General features: G+C 40.6%; 13 protein-coding genes and 1 tRNA gene. 7 read left to right on the forward strand and 7 right to left on the reverse strand.

Annotation, left to right across the window (positions count from 1 at the left end; translation table 11 throughout):
• Positions 1–15 precede the first annotated feature (15 nt).
• Entirely contained in the window at positions 16–3,093 is a 3,078-nt protein-coding gene (locus ACO1XM_RS14275; RefSeq protein WP_486230125.1) for a WD40/YVTN/BNR-like repeat-containing protein, read from the reverse strand.
• A gap of 134 nt (positions 3,094–3,227) precedes the next feature.
• Entirely contained in the window at positions 3,228–3,980 is a 753-nt protein-coding gene (locus ACO1XM_RS14280) for a LolA family protein (protein ID WP_486230127.1), read from the reverse strand.
• Between the two features lie 169 nt (positions 3,981–4,149).
• Between ACO1XM_RS14280 and ACO1XM_RS14285 the strand changes: the two genes are divergently transcribed.
• The 3 genes from ACO1XM_RS14285 (at position 4,150) to ACO1XM_RS14295 (ending at position 8,699) form a co-directional block, all read left to right on the forward strand.
• Positions 4,150–7,254, forward strand: coding sequence for an ATP-binding cassette domain-containing protein (locus ACO1XM_RS14285; RefSeq protein WP_486230129.1), 3,105 nt, complete (start codon positions 4,150–4,152; stop codon positions 7,252–7,254).
• A gap of 35 nt (positions 7,255–7,289) precedes the next feature.
• Entirely contained in the window at positions 7,290–7,733 is a 444-nt protein-coding gene (locus ACO1XM_RS14290; RefSeq protein ID WP_486230131.1) for a hypothetical protein, read from the forward strand.
• Between the two features lie 63 nt (positions 7,734–7,796).
• Positions 7,797–8,699, forward strand: a complete 903-nt coding sequence (locus ACO1XM_RS14295; RefSeq protein ID WP_486230133.1) for a histone deacetylase family protein — start codon at positions 7,797–7,799, stop codon at positions 8,697–8,699.
• 9 nt (positions 8,700–8,708) lie between these two features.
• Here the strand turns inward: ACO1XM_RS14295 and ACO1XM_RS14300 are convergent, their stop codons facing one another.
• Complete coding sequence (locus ACO1XM_RS14300) at positions 8,709–9,254, reverse strand: hypothetical protein (RefSeq protein WP_486230135.1); 546 nt, start codon at positions 9,252–9,254, stop codon at positions 8,709–8,711.
• Positions 9,251–10,438, reverse strand: coding sequence for a transporter family protein (locus ACO1XM_RS14305; protein WP_486230137.1), 1,188 nt, complete (start codon positions 10,436–10,438; stop codon positions 9,251–9,253). Before ACO1XM_RS14305 ends, ACO1XM_RS14300 begins: the two co-directional genes overlap by 4 nt.
• A 49-nt stretch (positions 10,439–10,487) precedes the next feature.
• Between ACO1XM_RS14305 and ACO1XM_RS14310 the strand changes: the two genes are divergently transcribed.
• On the forward strand, positions 10,488–11,165 hold the full coding sequence (locus ACO1XM_RS14310; protein WP_486230139.1) for a TetR/AcrR family transcriptional regulator: 678 nt from the start codon (positions 10,488–10,490) through the stop codon (positions 11,163–11,165).
• A gap of 7 nt (positions 11,166–11,172) precedes the next feature.
• Positions 11,173–12,465: an ABC1 kinase family protein gene (locus ACO1XM_RS14315; protein WP_486230141.1), complete on the forward strand. Its 1,293-nt coding sequence runs from the start codon at positions 11,173–11,175 to the stop codon at positions 12,463–12,465.
• A 3-nt stretch (positions 12,466–12,468) separates the two neighbouring features.
• Here the strand turns inward: ACO1XM_RS14315 and ACO1XM_RS14320 are convergent, their stop codons facing one another.
• The 3 genes from ACO1XM_RS14320 to ACO1XM_RS14330 all read right to left on the reverse strand — a co-directional run bounded on the left by ACO1XM_RS14320 (position 12,469) and on the right by ACO1XM_RS14330 (position 14,393).
• Complete coding sequence (locus ACO1XM_RS14320) at positions 12,469–13,323, reverse strand: DUF3667 domain-containing protein (RefSeq protein WP_486230143.1); 855 nt, start codon at positions 13,321–13,323, stop codon at positions 12,469–12,471.
• A 27-nt stretch (positions 13,324–13,350) separates the two neighbouring features.
• Entirely contained in the window at positions 13,351–14,025 is a 675-nt protein-coding gene (locus ACO1XM_RS14325) for a hypothetical protein (protein ID WP_486230145.1), read from the reverse strand.
• 294 nt (positions 14,026–14,319) lie between these two features.
• Positions 14,320–14,393: transfer RNA gene (locus tag ACO1XM_RS14330), tRNA-Met, on the reverse strand.
• Between the two features lie 134 nt (positions 14,394–14,527).
• On the opposite strand from ACO1XM_RS14330, the gene ACO1XM_RS14335 reads away from it, so the two are divergent.
• A complete protein-coding gene (locus ACO1XM_RS14335) occupies positions 14,528–14,929 on the forward strand; it encodes an START-like domain-containing protein (RefSeq protein WP_486230147.1) in 402 nt (133 codons plus the stop codon).
• Positions 14,930–14,994: 65 nt separating this feature from the next.
• Complete coding sequence (locus ACO1XM_RS14340; RefSeq protein ID WP_486230149.1) at positions 14,995–16,674, forward strand: LptF/LptG family permease; 1,680 nt, start codon at positions 14,995–14,997, stop codon at positions 16,672–16,674.
• The last annotated feature ends 66 nt before the right edge of the window (positions 16,675–16,740 follow it).

Here is a 16,740-nt window from a genome sequence, read left to right on the forward strand (position 1 = left end):
TAATCTGATTTGATTTTAATTGGATTTGATAAATTCATCAAATGGCTTGAGAATGATGGGCTGCATATTATTCTTGCTCATCACTTCATTCAACTTAGGTGTATGCTTTTCTTTTACCTTCTTAAAAGTTGTTTTGGCGGCTTGCATACGTTCGGAAAGCGCAGCCATATTGTCCAACTCAGCATTAGAAGGCTTGAAGAAAGTTGAAGCTACCTTGCTGTACAGTTCTGACAAATCTTCGCGCAACTGAGGCTCACCGGCACCTACATAATTATCACCCGTAGTAATCACCAGTGTTTCTTTCAGTTTATTTAATTCAGTCAACAAAGGTGTTACTGCCTTGGCAGCGGCAGGACTCTTCGTTTTTTGCTCTTCAGCAGCTTTAATGGTTTCATCAATTTCATACACCATGTAGGCAAGCTCTTGTGTCATGTCAAAAAGCTTCTTAGTAACTTCTTCATTGGCTTTTCTATCTGCCAAAGGGATGACTGACTTCGGATCGTATTGTACAACCAACTCGTTGGTGAAAGTTTCTTTTCCTTTCTGAATAACTACTTTATAGGTACCTGCTGGCACACGCGGACTGGTGAAGCCACCAAACGCGAAAGTTTTGCCTGTTGCAATTTTTGGCGGTTTAGTTGTAAAGCCCCATTCAATCACATTAATACCTTTGGATTTACCAGCATCAAGATCGGTGATCTTGTTGCCATTCAAATCCTGAAGTTCAGCAGTCATCTTACCAAGGGTATGACGCTTTTTCAGGTAGTAGGCAATCTTTGCATTGGTGCTGGCATTGGCACCAACAAATTGTGTTTCAGAAGCCGTACCACCAAATCCATTAGACTCATCCATGGTAGCTGGCTTGATGGGGAAGAAGTGAAATTCTTTCGCCAGATTTTCAGAAGTAAATTCACGCAAAGGACTGATGTCGTCAATAATAATTACACCGCGACCATGTGTACCCATAACCAGGTCATTTGTTCTCTTTTGAAGTTCAATGAAGTGAACAGCCACAGCAGGCATATTGTTGGTGAACTTTAACCATGTGGTACCACCATCATTTGAAATATAGAGTCCAAACTCAGTACCCAGGAAGAGTAAATTCTCGTTTACATAATCTTCCTGAATGTTGCGTACAAAACCGACAACATCGTTGGAGATAACTGACTTCCAGGTTGCACCAAAATCTGTTGTTTTATACGTATATGGCTTCTGATCGCCACGCTGATAACCGGTGAATACAGCATAGGCTGTTCCCTTACCAAATACACTGGCTTCAATGTGCCAGCAAGAGGTGTTCTTTGGTAAACCAGGAATGTTAGCCACAACGTTAGTCCATGTTTTGCCACCATCTTTTGTAACCTGTACATTACCATCGTCAGTACCTGCCCAAACAATGTTTTCATCAAGGGGTGATTCAGCAATGGTAAAAATGGTGCAATGATTTTCAGCACCGGAATTATCGCGAGATAAACCACCTGATTTTCCTTGCTCTGTTTTTAAGGGATCGTTGGTGGTTAAGTCGGGCGAAATTTTTACCCAGGTCTCACCCATATCTTCAGAGCGGTGCACAAACTGACTGCCCATATAGAAACGATCTGGTTTAAATGCGCTGGTGGCCATAGGCGAATTCCAGTTGAAGCGAAGTTTAGGATCACCTTTCATCGCCAGTGGCTGTATAGTTTTTACTTGTTCTTTAACTCTGTCATAGCGCCATACATTCTCTGCACCTTGCATTTCTGAGTAAAGAATTTTCTTGGTAGGATGTGGCAGTACACGATAACCATCTCCAACCCCTACAACTTTCCAATCTCTAGCTTCAACACCACCCGGTGAACTGGAAGGACCGTACCACGAACCGTTGTCCTGTAAGCCTCCATATACATTGTATGGCTCTTCATTATCAACACTGATTTGGTAGAATTGTGATAGCGGAAGATTTTCTACGATTTCCATGGTAGTTCCTCCATCCCAGCTTCTATACACACCACCGTCTGTACCCACATACATGCGATCAGAATTGTTGATATCAAAAACGATATCGTGAATGTCGGCATGCATTTGTCCCAGGTTTTTAAAAGTTTTACCACCATCGCGTGAGATTGAACCGAACAAACCTGCCTTTACAACTACTTCAGGATTGCGCGGATCTACCGTAATTCTGGAGAAATAGAAAGGGCGCACCACCAATCCGAAATCACCATTGGTTTGCTTCCAGGTCGCTCCGGCATCATCACTGCGGTATAAACCTTTGTCTTTATCCTGTTCAGATTCAATTACCGCATATAAGATGTTAGGATTAGATGGAGCAACCGCGACAGCAATTCTTCCCAGTTTACCCTTTGGGAAACCGTTGTGAATTTTGTTCCAGGTTGCACCGCCATCAACAGATTTATATAATGCACTACTCAAGCCGCCAGAGTTAAAGCTCCAGGGCGAGCGTCTGAATTCCCAGAAAGAGGCGTAGATGATGTTAGGATTTTTTGGGTCGAGCAGTAGATCACTACAACCTGTTGTCTTATCAACATAGAGAATCTTATTCCATGTTTTGCCACCATCAGTTGTTTTGTAAAGCCCTCTGTCTTCGCTGTCGCTCCACAAAGCACCCATAACGCCAACGTATACTTCATTAGAATTTTGAGGGTTCACCTGAATGCCGGCAATCCGTTCAGATTTTTCGAAGCCCATTTTTTGCCAGGTACTCCCACCATCATTGGTTTTGTAGAGGCCATCGCCAATGGTAACACTGTTTCTTGTCCAGGTTTCGCCTGTTCCTACCCACACTACGTTATCCGGACTTGAAGGGTCAACTTCAATAGCTCCGATTGACTGACAGTATTCATCGAAGATGGAATTGAAGGTAGCTCCACCATTCGTACTTTTCCAAACACCGCCACCGGCAGCACCCACATAAACAATACGGTCGTTGGTAGGGTGTAGTTCTAAATCTGAAATTCGCCCGCTCATCAATGCAGGGCCAATATGCCTGGCGCGCATATCTCCGAAGAGCTCTTTTCCTTTAGTGACAGCGTCCTGCGCAAAGGCAGCACCGCTCACCAAAAGCGCCAGAAGAGGTAAGTAATTTTTTTTCATGATCATTATTGAGGTTTATTTAATCTTACTGTAAAAACACAGTGGTACATAAGCATACCTGACATCGTGATGGAGTCAGGAAAAACCAAAGCAAAAAAAAACTGCAGGATAGCCTGCAGTTTTTATCAAGTTAATTATTGTCCTTCAGGATATTTGAAGGCAGCAGCGTCAACAACGGGATTGACTTCAATAGCGGTAACAATGATAGGCTGACCAGGACCACCCTTTACACCCTGTGTTAAAGAGAAAGGCATAAGTACACCATTGCTTACTTCCTGATAATCACTGAATTTTATTTGAGAAATCTGTCCTTTGCCTGGACCTGATTTAACTTCAGCTTCAACAACGAGGGGGACAAAATTTTCGGCATCAAAGAAATAGAAGCTGATATCATCAGCAGGTTGTCCGTCTACTTTAATAGGTTTTTTAGTAACCTTTAGCTTAAAAGTCTCAGTGCCATCTACGGTTTCTTTACCAGCCAATTCTACTTTGTAGCCCTTAGCTTTGTAGTTTAAAAATACATCTGGGAAATCACCAAGTGATAGTTTAAAGTTCTCAGTAGTTTCAGCATCACTTTTTTCAGCTTTTTGGGTCATGAAATTATCAGACCAGAGTGTGGTGCCATCAAATACACCTTGCTTTATAACCCTGCCCTGTAAATTAATGGAGGTTAACTGACGACCATCTTTTAATTGAATGATCTCCAGGGGTATTTCCATACCACCCTGATTTACTTTTGCTGACATCTTCATGCCTTCAATAGTCTTCCATTTCTCTATACCACCTGTATTTTCAAAATACTTGGCGATGATCTCATCTGCGGTTTGGGCATTGGCTGTGAAGGCGAAAAAGCCTAAAACAACAGCTGTGAGTAGTTTGTGTTTCATAATTTGGGTTTTAATGTTATGTAAGTCGGTTTGTGTATTAGAAAATTACAGTGTATTGAGATAAGATTTAGCATGGGCATAAAACTTATTTAAAATTTTAACTTTTAATTCTACCGAAGGTTTCGGCATATTTCCCTATTTTGGAAGAATTTAAGGAGACTTTCCAAACATGAGTGAAGAACTGCTCAAAGCGGTGATACAACTTTTTGCAATTGTTGCGCGCGAGAGGATTACCGATGATGAACGTAATAAAGTAAAGGAGTTCCTGGGGCAACACCTTAACCGGGAGGCTGTAAAGTACTACCTGGATTTATTCGATAACTACTGTGCTCAGCACGAGCGAAAGGCCATTGCGGGTGAAAGCATTCCCATGGATGAGGCCACCCAGGAGTTTGTGGGTGACTGGGCCAAAATAATGGAGATTGCCAGAAAGGTGAACCAGGCGCTAACCGTTCAGCAGAAACTAGTACTGATTGTCAAGATAATAGAATTGGTTTATGTCGATTTTGAAATTTCTGAAAGACAGGGAAACCTTATTTTTTATATCGGGCAAGCGCTGAAAATTCCACAAAGTGATGTTACGGCTTTGCAGGATTTTGTAACAGGTCAGGATATTGATGAACTCGCCTCTAAAAATGTATTAATTATAGATGAAGGCCTCGATGAGAAGCCTTACCCAGGACCACGTATTACCGAAAAGAATATCAATGGTATGGTGGCGGTTTTGTATCTCGCTGATGTTGAGACTTATCTGATTAAATACCTCGGTATTTCTGGTCTATACCTGAATAGTATTTTACTAAAGAGTAGAAAGATCGAGGTTTTCCCTGCGGGCAGCACCATTCGTGGGGATAAGATAGAAACAATTTATTATAGCGATATCGTTGGCCGCTTCAGGGTGGGGCAAACACAAACCTCTATTACATTTACGGCCGATCACCTCTTCTATCATTTTAAAAGCGGAAGAGCCGCTATACAAAATATCAACCTTGCAGAACGGGAAGGCAAACTGATAGGCATTATGGGTGCCAGCGGTTCAGGTAAATCAACGCTGCTCAATGTACTTAATGGAACCGAGCGACCTTCCAGCGGCCAAGTACTGGTTAATGGTATAGATATACATACGCATCCCGAAAAGGTACAGGGTATTATTGGTTATGTACCACAAGACGATCTGCTGCATGAAGAGTTGAGCGTTTATCAAAACCTTTTCTATGCGGCCAAGCTCTGTTTTGGTTCTTATAGGGATGAGCATATTGAAGAAATCGTTAATAAAACCATTGTACAATTAGGTCTTTTAGAAATTCGCGACTTAAAGGTAGGCTCACCCATGGATAAGACCATTAGTGGGGGGCAACGTAAACGTGTCAACATCGGTCTTGAATTATTGCGCGAACCAGCCATGCTTTTTGTTGATGAACCAACCTCTGGTTTGTCTTCGCGTGATTCTGAGAACATCATGGACTTGCTCAAGGAATTGTCCCTGAGAGGTAAAATGATTTTTGTGGTTATTCACCAACCTTCATCTGATATTTTTAAACTCTTTGATTCTCTACTGATTTTAGATGTAGGTGGATTTCAGATTTACTATGGCAATCCTGTTGATGCCGTATTGTATTTCAGAAATATCGTGAATGCCACCAACCGTGATCAAGGTGCCTGCCCTGAATGTGGTAATATTAATCCTGAACAGATTTTCTCCATTATTGAAACCAAGGTTGTAAATGAATATGGAAGATTGACCACAACCAGAAAAGTTTCTCCAGGGCAATGGTATCAGTATTTTAAACAGAAAACTAAAATCCCCAAGGTAATTCACACAACGGAGACTCTGCCGGTTGTTCAAAAAATACCCAATTGGTTTACGCAATTAAAGGTATTTGTTACCCGCGATGTACTGTCAAAGCTTTCCGATAAGCAATACTTTTATATCAATTTGTTTGAAGCACCCTTACTGGCATTATTCATCAGTTATATGGTGAAATACTATAATGTTTTGAAAGGTGAGGAGGCAGGCTATAGTTTTTTTGAAAATCAGAACATTCCTGTCTACTTTTTCATGAGCGTGGTGGTGGCACTTTTCTTTGGTTTAACCATGAGTGCAGAAGAAATCTTTCGCGATCGGAAAATTCTGAAGCGTGAAAAATTTCTTAACCTGAGCCGAAGCAGCTACCTGTCATCGAAAGTGCTGATCATGTTTTTTATATCGGCTGTGCAAACCCTGCTCTTCATTATAGTGGGTAATCTGGTACTGGAAATTCCTTTTACTGAATTGCGTTATTGGTTTGTGTTATTTGCCTGCTCTTGTTTTGCCAACATGCTGGGCTTAAATATTTCGGCATCATTCAATTCGGCAGTTACCATTTATATATTGATTCCCTTATTGGTTATTCCGCAGCTATTATTAAGTGGTGTAGTCATCAACTTCGATAAATTTAATCCAAGTGTTGGTAAACCTGTTGGCGTTCCGGTGATTGGTGAAATGATGGCCTCGCGTTGGGCCTTCGAAGCCATGATGGTAACACAGTTCCGGGACAATCCTTTTGAAGCACAATTCTATGAACTGGATAAGGAAGCAGCCTTGGCGGAGTACAAACGCATTTACCTGATACCAGAATTAGAATCACGATTATCATTTATACTGAATAACCGAGATGGTTGGTATAACGAAAACAGAACAGATGTGGCATCTGCGATGAACTTACTGCGCAGTGAAATAAAGAATGAACTTCGCTGGATTGGTGAAGATAAGTTTGCAGAAGTTGATAAGATTGCCATTGGCTCCTTTGACTCATTACTGCATCGCAATACTGTAAATTTCTTCAGCGCTTTGAAACGCTACTACGGCAATAAAAAAGATAAAGCGCAGGTGCAAAAAGAACAGATGGTGATGGCATTAACCAATACACCTGAAAAGGCAGCACTTTTTGAAAAAACAAAACTTCGCTATCAGAATCAAACAGTAATGGACGCGGTAAAGAATGTGTCTACACCAGACAGGATTGTCGAATTTCGTGAACAGTTGCATCAGAAGATTTACCCCATTTATGCTGATGAACATAAACCAAGACATTACCTTGATTTTTCAGCTAACCTGTATCAGCCTACAAAATATTTTGCAGGAGCCACGCATAATACTTTTTTGTTCAATATCCTTGTGATTTGGTCAATGACCTGTTTTTTATTTATAACCCTTTATTTTGACTTACTGCACCGTCTCATAATTCGTGTCGAGAATTGGTTAAAATATGGTAAAAGACGTGTTCGGGATTAAAAGTGTTTCGTATTTTTGTTTCATAACCAATTACCATGAAAAAACTAACATCGATCCTATTTGTAGCAGCTGTTGTATTTTTAGCAGCCTGCTCTGCTAAAAAAGAAGAAGCAGCGCCTGCCGCTGAAGAAACTGCTGCTGCAGATGAGTGGCCTGAAATGGATGCTTATCACTTTGCCATGGCAGAAGCTTTCCACCCTTTTAAAGATTCAGCAAACCTTGCACCCGTAAAACTTCAAGCTGCAGACTTAGCCAAAGCGGCAGAAACATGGGTTAATGCCCCACTGCCAGAGAAAGTGAACAATGATGAGATTAAAACTAAATTACAAGAATTGAAGACAGGCAGTGATGCATTGGCACAACTGGTAACTACAGGCACAGATGAAGAGATCGGTACAGCACTTACTGCACTTCATGACAAGTTTCACGAATTGCAAGAAGCCTGGTACGGTGGCGGTGGTCATCAGCACAATCATTAATAGTTTTTTTAAACTAAAAGAGACCTGTGGAGTTAATATACCACAGGTCTTTTTATTTGCCTTATGTTAAAAATTGCGTGGTCCGAAAAATACGTTCTCCCTTTACCACCGAACCATCGTTTCCCTATGAGCAAGTATGAGGTATTACCTCAACAACTTATACATGAGGGAACAGTTAGCAGCGCTAATTTTTTCGCCCCTGCACCCGCCAGTGAAACCGAAATTCTGAAAACACATGAAGCTGAATACTGGCTTAAACTGAAGAACCTTCAATTAAGCAGTCAGGAAGTTAGGCGCACAGGTTTCCCCTTGACATCTGAGTTAGTTAATCGTGAAATTATTATTGCGCAGGGTACCATTGAGTGTGCTAAGTTTAGTTTACAACATGGAATAGCCATGAATATAGCCGGAGGTACGCACCATGCCTTTACCAATCGGGGGGAAGGTTTCTGTTTACTGAATGACATGGCCATGGCGGCCCATTTCCTGTTGAATAATCAGTTGATAAAAAAAATTCTGATTGTAGATTTAGACGTACATCAGGGAAATGGTACAGCACAAATTTTTCAGCACGATCCGCGTGTGTTCACTTTTAGTATGCATGGTGCTAATAATTATCCTTTGCATAAAGAACAATCAGACTTGGACATAGCCTTAAGCGATCATACGGATGATAAAAGTTACCTTACCTTACTTGATCGGCACCTGCAAGACTTAATGCATCATGAGCAACCTGACTTTATTTTCTATCAGTCAGGTGTAGATGTATTGGCGACCGATAAACTAGGCAGGTTAGCCTTAACCAGACAAGGTTGTAAGCAACGCGATAAGCTGGTGTTAAACATAGCCAGGCAAACCAGAACCCCAATAGTAGTAAGTATGGGGGGAGGCTATTCCCCTGATTTCAGAGACATTATTGAAGCACACGCCAATACTTATCGGTTGGCTCAGGAGATTTTCTTTTAACTCAATTAATCATTCGCACACTTTATGCCAATGAGCCATAAGTATGTCGAAAGAGCCATTAGTAGCATCGATTAAAGTTTCATAAGGATCTGGAGGCATGAAGTAAGAATTACCCATTCTGGTTGAATGCGATGTATTGATTAGTAGCTTTCCTGGATTTGTTTCAAAGACTTCAAACCAAACTTTGTGATTAAAGCCAGACTGCATTTTACGGAAGCATAGTATATAAGCATCATAATCCCTCATTTCCACACCAATAAAAGATTTTTCCATGTCGTCTTTTTCTAAGATCACGTACTCTTTATCAATGATCATAAAATCGAATTTCTTTTGAGAGGCAAAATTCTCAGCCAGCGATTTTATGAATATGGCGTTTGAGGAGTTTGCAAAATTTTGTGAAAACGGATCGTTTTCCACCACAATAATGAGTGCAACTTTTTTAAGAGGCTTTGATGCCTTGGCTAAGATTGTTTTTCTAGAGCCAAAAATGGCGCATTGAGAAAATAGAATCCCTATTAGAAATAAGGTTATAACTTTTGTAATACTGTTTATCATAGATTGCCAAATAAGCGGTTAACCTCATTCAATTGCCTTCTTTTCTTATCGTTGGCAATAAGGCCAAAAGTGAGTCTTACTGAAATTGTATTTCCGGAAAATGAAGTGCCTGGATTATTATCATATTGAACAAAGTTATAACGAACATCAATCCCTGAGTAAGACCCTTTTGTATTGATATAACGATAGCCCAAACCGGCATTAGCATTAAAGGACAAGATAGACTTACCATCAATATCATTATCCGAATCACTCTCCACCACATCAATACCATCTATACCCACGCCACCAGCCACATGTAGGTTAGATTTACCTTTGGTAAGCATAGTGCGTGTTGCATCAAGGCCAGCAAAACCTCCAAAAAAGTAATCCGTTGTAATTAGATTGCCCTGATAAAGTGTTGTGTAATCATTTTTTGAGTTAACAAACCTGAACTCAGCATTCAAATCAAATGTGTACTTTTTACTTCCTACGCCAAATAGGAAACCGATCGTTGGATGAACCCCAAGAATGGATACATTTTCTGTGGGAATCCAAATGCCTGAACTGAGGGCTACGTGAACAAGTTTTTTCTTTTCAATTTTCGTGATAAGCTCATTGATCAATTGTGGCAAACGGCCATCACTGCATTCAGAAGACTTAATACTTTTTTCAAAAGCGGCTATGTCGCCTGCGTATAAAGTCAGCATCTGGTACCTAAGATCGCAAGTGTTTATCCCATTATTGATGAGTTCTAGTAATATTTTTTTAGCGAAATCTTTACTTGCTTTATCAAATGCAAGTATAAGATCAGCCGGGTTATAATATTGATTGAAGAAATTAGTAGGATTTTGATAGACAGTATCAATGAGTTGGTTAAGCCTGTGGTCGGCAAGGTCATCTAATAAGAAAACATAGGCTGAATAATCAACCATGAATTGGGTAAAAGAGTCATCTTTAATGGAAAGTAGAAGGTTAATGCGTTCGTTAAACTTATTACGGCCACATTTATCCTTCCACTCCCGGGCGTAATAGGCCGCTGAATCCAGGTTATTTACTTCCAGGTAGTAGGGGATGAGTTGTATGGCTTCATTACTAACGGTTTCGCAGGTATTAACTACAATTGGCTTAACTACAGGTTTTTGTACCTGTGCATAAAGGCCTAAATGAACAAAAAGAAACGAGAGAAGGATTAGACAACGCATTATTTTTATACGGATTAAAACATTGACCCTTCAATATTGTTAAAAAAGTATGGAATCCACAAAGTCGGCTAAGAAGAAAACAAATAAGGCCATTGATGACCAAGCCATCATAGAAGCCTATAAAGACCATTTATTGAAGGAAGGAAAGCAACCCGCTTCAATTTATTCCTTTTGTACGGCACTCGGCATTAAAGAAGAAATGTTTTACGATCATTTCGGTTCTTTTGACGCCATCGACAAAGCTATTTGGAAGACATTTGCCACGTCTACTTTACAAAAGTTGAATGCAGATGCTGCCTTTGCTGAATTCAGCGCCAGAGAAAAGTTACTTACTTTTTACTTTGCACTGGCTGAAGTACTTAAATCAAACAGAAGTTATATTTTACTGGTAACGAAACAGCATAAATTTCCAGAATTCAGCCCTGCTTACATCAAGGATTTTAAATCGACCTTCGAGAATTTTGTGGAACAGATAATAGGTGAGGGGATTAGTCGTGAAGAGGTGGCTAAACGCCCTTTTGTTGACAAACGCTACCCGAACTTGTTTTGGGTACACATGACTTTTTTCATCATGTTCTGGAAAGATGACAACAGCAAAGGTTTTGAAAAGACAGATGCTTTTGTAGAAAAATCTATTAACCTGGCTTTCGATTTAATCGGCAAAGGTGCCATTGATTCCGCTATTGATTTTCTGAAATTTTTATATCAGGCTAAAGCACACGCATAACCACAACATGAAGGAGCAGGAGAGTATACCTACCAGTAAGGTACAACGTGCAGGGAAATTTATTGGAACAGGCGCAAAAATAGGTGCTAACTACTTGAAGCATTATGGCAAGCAACTGGTAACAGGCGAAACAAATAAGGACGACTTGCACCAGAATAATGCGCGCGATATTTATAAATCACTGAGTGAACTTAAAGGGAGTGCCCTTAAAGTTGCACAGATGCTGAGCATGGATAAGAACATTCTGCCCTCAGCCTACCAGCAACAATTTGCTATGGCGCAATATTCAGCGCCACCACTTTCCTATCCTTTAGTTGTTAAAACGTTTCAGCGACAGTTTGGTAAAAACCCTGATCAGTTATTTGATAGTTTCTCAAAATCTGCGGCCAACGCAGCCTCTATTGGGCAGGTTCATAAAGCGGTAAAAGATGGTAAGACACTGGCGGTTAAAATCCAGTATCCTGGCGTTGGCGACAGCGTTAAATCAGACCTGGCCATGGTAAAGCCCATCGCTTTACGCATGTTCGAGCTCAATGCTTCTGAATATGACGAGTTTATACAAGAGGTTGAAGCGCGCATGCTGGAAGAGACGGACTATGACCTTGAGTTGAAGCGGTCACTGGATCTTTCGGTAAAATCAGGAAATATTAAAAACGTACTATTCCCCAACTACTACCCAGAATATTCCGGCCCAAAAATCCTGACCATGGACTGGATTGATGGCAAGCCTTTGGGAGAAGTATTGAAAAATGAAATTCCACAAACATCCAGAAACATATTAGGGCAGGCGATGTGGGATTTTTACCACTTCCAGATGCATACCTTAAAGGCAGTGCATGCAGATCCGCATCCAGGTAATTTTTTAGTAACCCCTGACTATAAGTTAGGCATTATAGACTTTGGTTGTGTAAAAGTGATGACTGAAGATTTCCATGCCAGGTATTTTCAGTTACTGGATCCGACTTTAATAGATGATGCAAAACGTCTGGAAAAGGCTTTCTACGATTTGCGTTTTATCTATCCGGATGACAGCGCTAAAGAGAAAGAATTCTTCACGGAGATTTTTACAAAGCTGGTTGTTTTATTAAGTAAGCCTTTTCGATCATCAACTTTTGATTTTGCCGACAAAGCTTATTTTGATACCATCTTTGCCTTTGGAGAAGAGATATCGGGCATGAAGGAATTAAGAAAATCTAAAAAAGCAAGAGGCGTTAAAGATGCACTATACATCAACAGAACTTACTTTGGCTTATACAACATCTTGCACGATTTGAAAGCTACTGTAAATACTGCCTACTGATCATTACGTACGCCAGTAGGTAATCAGGAAGAGCATCAGTCGGTACATTTCTAATGCTGCGTAAAGACCGATCAAAGCTAGGGGCACTTTAAAAGAAAGCATCCGTCTGCGCTCACCGTAAAAAGTGCGTGACGCACGCCATAAAAAGTAGAGGTTACTGCCAATAAAAACAGTAGTGATGGCAAAGTCGTCCAGGTATTTTATCCATCCTGAGCCAGACCAGTTGAGTACTGAATTAAGTACCCAGAAAATCAGGTTTAGTAATATGGCATTAATAGCAATATTAAAAATAGCCAGTTCAACAGCGAGCGTAGTATGATCAGTGAAATAGATCTTCTTTTTTCTGAAGATAAGAGAGAGCGGCAGTGAGGCGAAAACGATAAACATTACAATTAACAGCTTTGCCAGACTTTGTGATTTGGCATCGTACATTAACGTATAAGCCTGCAAGCTGAAATTCGAATGAGCAAGTTTATGAAGCACCATTGATCTCACCATATGCCGATGCGGCAACAGATACATCTGAGTATATAAGGAAGCATTAAAAAGCTGGAAGACCGGAAATAAAAAGTAAACGAGGTTGAGGATAAAAAAGAGTTGTAAAGGTTTTATGTATTTAACCCTTATGCCATTGATGTATTCTTTAGAGAGAAATCCTGGCTTGCGGATAACCAACCAGAGCGTTTGAATTACTTTATTATCGGCAAAGGTTATGGCAATAAGAATGCTTCCAAGAAAGCTTTTAAAATTTCTGTCTTTTACCTGGAGTACTTTCTCTCCACATAAGTTACAGTAGAGGCCTGTAAATTCATGGCCACAGTTTTTGCATGTATGCTTTTCGGTTAGAGCTTGATCCACGCAGCAAAATACAAATCTTTCCAGTGTTTATTGGATTTGACTGAGTTGCTTCAACACTTTTTTAGCCCGGGATACATAACCAGCACTGCCAATGGACAGCTCACTTTCAAGCAATAATTTTAATTCTTGTTTTAAATCAGGATGTTGCTTTGCAATATTACCGAGTACCGTCATGGCAAAAACGCGTATGGCGATGGCCTCTTGTTTGTTGGCAAGCGCTGTAAAACAAAAGTCAGCAACAATTCCCTGATCCTTGGCAGGTATCTGTACAAATTGCAGGGCACGCAGCACATTTCTTTTTAAGCCATCGCTTGCTGTATTTACCGAAGCGGCCTTGACTAATTTTCTAACATAACCCTTAAGCAGGGAAGGGTTCCTCTCCACACAGATACTCATGCTGCCAGCTGCCAACTGCATTTTTTTTCTATCCAGACTAAGTACGTGCTCAACCAACAAGTTAAACTTTGCTACATCCTCACCAATAAAGCTCGCTATTTTCTGAACACCGGTTTGAGAATAAGGCGCGATTAGTGCTTTTTCAAGATTCATGATGATGTGAAGAAACGAAAAAGCCTTTGCTCTTCCGAATTTACAACTTCTGCTCTTCTGAACTTTGCTCTTCCGAATTTGTAATTCGGAAGCCTTATCCAAGGATTTGTAATCCGTTTCAGAAAGGGTTTCACCTGCAGTCGGTGTTTTCACCGAACCTCATCCGTCTTAATTTCCCCTCTTCCGAATTACAAATTTGGAAGAGACGAATTCTCCACGCCTGCCGCAGCAGGGGTCGCAGCAGAAATCCTTTTTGCATAGGGCTGCCCTGAAAATTATTTAATAGTTTAAAAAATTAAAATGGGGTGCTGGCAATCCTTTATTTCATCTAGCCTTTCTTCAAACACTATAAAAAAGGAAGTTAGCATAGACCTCCGTTGGTATTTTCTGTCTGAATTGGAAGATGGGACAATAAAAAAGGCCCTGATTGTTACATCCGGGCCTTTGTAGCGCGGGGGGGAGTTGAACCCCCGACCTTTGGGTTATGAATCCAACGCTCTAACCACCTGAGCTACCGCGCCATTCGTTTTTGGGAGCGCAAACTTAGCAGAAGCATTTTTAATACGCAAACCTATCTCAATACTTTCGGCCACTATGTGATTTATATTTTGGGTGTTAAGCAAAAAGTCTTAATTTCAGCACATCGCCTAAAATTATGGGAGCAAAGAGACTTTTTTCGACCGATTACGAATTTCACGCTTCCGCGAAGATGCTCTACCCTTATCTTCAAACTGCCAGTGGCCTGGCAGAATGGTTTTGTGATGACGTAAAAATCAATAATGAAAGTAAGACCCTTACTTTTTTATGGGATAATGAAGAACACAAGGCCATGCAGGTTGCACACCGTGTTAATCATTCTGTTAAGTTTCAATTCCTGCCTGAAGAAGAAGAGGACGAAAATGATCCGGCTTATTTAGAGTTTAAGGTAGAAACCAACGACCTTACCCAAACGGTGTACTTGCACATTGCCGATTATTCTGATTTTGAAGACCAAAAGGAATTGCACGATTTATGGGATGATTTAGTGGGTGATCTTAAAAAAATTGTGGGCGGTTAGAAGCCTGCCCGCGCGATTACTCAACATTCCTGTATCTTTGGCGCAAAGCTTGCTCATAGCTGCGCATGAAAAAACTTGATAAGTTCATTCTCCAATCATTTATAGGCCCTTTTATCCTCACTTTTTTAGTGGTGGTATTCATTTTACTGATGCAACATATGCTTAAGTATTTTGATGACATCATCGGTAAGGGGCTTGATTGGGCAACGATTGGGCAATTGCTTTTTTACTTTGGCATTTTCATGATGCCCATTGCCATGCCATTGGCAGTACTGCTGGCCTCGCTTATTACTTTTGGTAACCTGGGTGAACATTTCGAGCTGACAGCCATCAAGGCTTCTGGCGTTTCCTTAACCCGTATACTCAGGCCTATATTCTTTTTTGTACTATTTCTAACCTCTGTCGCTTTTTACACCAACAACTATCTGGTGCCCAATGCGGCATTAGAAGCATATAGTTTAATGTACGATATCAAGCAGAAAAAGCCAGCGATGGAAATCAGGGAGGGGATATTTTACAACGGTATCCCTGATGTAAGCATTAAGGTTAATGAGAAATTTTCGCAAGATGATGACGCACTAAAAGGTGTTATTATCTACGATCACAGAAAGAATGATGGCAATAAACAAGTAACCCTGGCTGACTCAGGAAGGATGTCAACATTTAACAATGAACAATACCTGAAACTGGAATTATTCAATGGATATTTTTACGATGAAGGCTCTTCTACCGAGCGCGACATGACTGGCCAAAATAAAATGGGAGATGCCAACGCCCAGGAGACCCTGAGCCGGACTAAATTTTCCAGATCGCAGGTGGTTTTTGATCTCTCATCCTTTGCCTTGAACAGAACAGACCAACGCTGGTTTCAAAGCGACAGGATGATGCGGAACATGGGTGAGTTGCAAAGTGATATTGACTCGGTAAATAATTTAGTACTGGGCCAGCAATTAAGCTACTATAAGTCGCGACCTACATTTTTTGTGTATTACCAACGCAACGACACCATTACCCTGCCAACAGAATTGGTTTTATTCGATTTATATAAAGATTCATTGGCAAAAATAGAAACGGCCAAATTAGAAGTAAGCTCACACGCTGCACCTGCCGACAGTGTTTCAGCTATAGAAATTAAAGCCAGAAAGAAGCAATTGACGTTCACTAAATTTAAGAACAACCCACAGGCTGTAAGTAATATTCAAAAAAGCAGGACGCTCCAGCCGAAAGTGGTATCTGCGATAACTACTAACCCTGATAAAATCAATATTGATAGCATTTTAAATCAACCACTCACTCGCGAGCATGTACAGGCAGCTGCCAACTACGCCAGACAAACCAAAAATCAGATTACCAGCAGTAAAGATTATGAAGATAATTATGTGAAAGGAAGAATCGTTTTTGAAGTACAGTGGCATAAAATTTTATCCAACTCACTGGCCTGTATCGTCATGTTTCTGATTGGGGCTCCGTTGGGAGCCATTATTAAAAGAGGCGGTTTGGGTGTACCGTTTTTAGTCTCTATTCTGTTTTTTATCGTTTTTTACCTGCTTACCATGCAAGGCGAAAAATGGGCTAAAACGGGCGCCATCAGTGCCTGGAGTGGGGTTTGGGCAGCCGATTTCATACTGTTGCTAATTGGCTTGTTTTTCCTGCGACAAGCCAGGGTAGATGCCCGATTATTCGAAAATGACTTTTATATGGTGGTTTTAGACAAGCTCAAAACAAGATTTTCGAAGAAAAATTGACTTAAAACGTTATCGTTCAGGTAAATTGCTTGTAGAAATAATGTTTTTCACTACTTTTGCAGCCTG

It is taken from the genome of Chryseotalea sp., assembly GCF_057350905.1.

What these genes read in the sequence shown, in the direction of transcription:
- ACO1XM_RS14275 (WP_486230125.1), bottom strand. Translation starts at nt 3,093, where the DNA reads ATGAAAAAAAATTACTTACCTCTTCTGGCGCTTTTGGTGAGCGGTGCT.
- ACO1XM_RS14280 (WP_486230127.1), bottom strand. Translation starts at nt 3,980, where the DNA reads ATGAAACACAAACTACTCACAGCTGTTGTTTTAGGCTTTTTCGCCTTC.
- ACO1XM_RS14285 (WP_486230129.1), top strand. Translation starts at nt 4,150, where the DNA reads ATGAGTGAAGAACTGCTCAAAGCGGTGATACAACTTTTTGCAATTGTT.
- ACO1XM_RS14290 (WP_486230131.1), top strand. Translation starts at nt 7,290, where the DNA reads ATGAAAAAACTAACATCGATCCTATTTGTAGCAGCTGTTGTATTTTTA.
- ACO1XM_RS14295 (WP_486230133.1), top strand. Translation starts at nt 7,797, where the DNA reads ATGTTAAAAATTGCGTGGTCCGAAAAATACGTTCTCCCTTTACCACCG.
- ACO1XM_RS14300 (WP_486230135.1), bottom strand. Translation starts at nt 9,254, where the DNA reads ATGATAAACAGTATTACAAAAGTTATAACCTTATTTCTAATAGGGATT.
- ACO1XM_RS14305 (WP_486230137.1), bottom strand. Translation starts at nt 10,438, where the DNA reads ATGCGTTGTCTAATCCTTCTCTCGTTTCTTTTTGTTCATTTAGGCCTT.
- ACO1XM_RS14310 (WP_486230139.1), top strand. Translation starts at nt 10,488, where the DNA reads ATGGAATCCACAAAGTCGGCTAAGAAGAAAACAAATAAGGCCATTGAT.
- ACO1XM_RS14315 (WP_486230141.1), top strand. Translation starts at nt 11,173, where the DNA reads ATGAAGGAGCAGGAGAGTATACCTACCAGTAAGGTACAACGTGCAGGG.
- ACO1XM_RS14335 (WP_486230147.1), top strand. Translation starts at nt 14,528, where the DNA reads ATGGGAGCAAAGAGACTTTTTTCGACCGATTACGAATTTCACGCTTCC.
- ACO1XM_RS14340 (WP_486230149.1), top strand. Translation starts at nt 14,995, where the DNA reads ATGAAAAAACTTGATAAGTTCATTCTCCAATCATTTATAGGCCCTTTT.